Raw genomic sequence first — 1,438 nt, 5'->3', positions numbered from 1 at the left:
CTTAGCGACGAAAAGGCTTTACATAGGAGCCAATGTTAACCACTGGATTTTCTATTTTATTATTTCTGTCAAAAATACGATTGCATATATCCAACCCATATACATTGCCGTGTAAGTTAAAGAATAAACTACTGAAACTCCGATTTTACCCTTTGTTTTAGTCGATCTACTGAGAACCAGTTTTAAAGCTTTGAAAAAAATCCAATATAACATGGTTAATATTACAAGTATTGAAAACCAAATAATTGCCTCTAAGACAAGTAGCAAAACAATAAACAAAATGGAAATTACCAGCCACAGCAACCCTGTTAAAATCAGGTCACCAATTCCGTCTCCTGCGTCCACACTTGGCAAATCAGGAACTGTCCCCGAGCTTGCCAAAAAATCTCCACTTTTAAAATTCCTGTATTTGGGAAAATTATCAAAAAGTCCAATTCCTTTATAAAGTCCATAAGTCATAAATAGAAAAAGAGTAGTTGCAATAATTCCTAAAGACAAATAAATATTTGAAGACAAACTTCTATTGTAATTTATTCCGGTCAGATAGACTGTCAGAATTACGATTCCGATTACAAGTAATGAAACTATAAATACTGATTTTCCTTTTAGATATGTTTTATTGACTTTCAATATTTTCTGCTTGTGGTTAACCGCCATGTGTATGCTTGGTTGCAATGCCGTCAAAGTGCCGATGAAGCATTCATAGTGTTCTCAATCGTTTTGTTTTTATTCCTTTAGTTTTCTAAGTTTATTTGCTTCCTATTTTGTAACCAATTTCCGGCCTAGAAATTGAATTGTTTGATGTTTTTTTACTTTCACCAGCTACTTGTTAGCCTATCAAGAAAATCATTTTTTATTCTCATTTCCAAAATATCAATTTTTCTTACCGTCTTGCAAATTTGTCCGAAATGAACAACAACGAACCATCAATTTTCTTAACCTTCTTTAATTCCTAAAGCCTGCCTTGCAAAAACATTCCTCACCACGAGTTGTAAAAACAACATTGTTATTCCCAAAGCTATAATAGCAGGTATAAGTGAAGCTTCCCCTTCATACAACCCATTTCCCAGATTCGAATCTGAAGAGCGAAAATCGAGAAGAGTATAATATGCATTGGCGAGCAGGAGCAGCCCCGACATCCACCCTTTCAACTTTACACCTTCTGCAAAAAATCCCATCAACCCAATCACCAGCCCTAGAATGATCATATGTGAATAGGTCCACAACATCGCATCAAGATAATGCGGGGAATTAAGGATCTCGGAAGGCACGTTGAATTGGGCCATGCTTTCAGGAATTCCGCGGAGAAAAAGGCTACCGGCAAGAAGAACGTATAATGCACCAACAGAAATATAGGTGGCTTTGAAGCCAGGGAGGAAGCGGGTGAAATTTGACATTTTTTTTATTTTAGGTTCATTATTTCTCATACGAACTGATA

At 36.0% G+C, this 1,438-nt stretch carries 2 protein-coding genes; both read right to left on the bottom strand.

What is annotated here, in order from left to right:
- Positions 1-51: 51 nt before the first annotated feature.
- Positions 52-630, bottom strand: a complete 579-nt coding sequence (locus E1171_RS01440) for a hypothetical protein (RefSeq protein ID WP_155203361.1) — start codon at positions 628-630, stop codon at positions 52-54.
- 305 nt (positions 631-935) lie between these two features.
- A partial coding sequence (locus E1171_RS23405; protein ID WP_187696165.1) for a hypothetical protein occupies positions 936-1,438 on the bottom strand: 503 nt, incomplete at its 5' end.

It is taken from the genome of Xanthovirga aplysinae (assembly GCF_009711365.1).
Taxonomy (GTDB): domain Bacteria; phylum Bacteroidota; class Bacteroidia; order Cytophagales; family Cyclobacteriaceae; genus Xanthovirga; species Xanthovirga aplysinae.
This window is presented reverse-complemented; position numbering and strand designations above follow the sequence as displayed.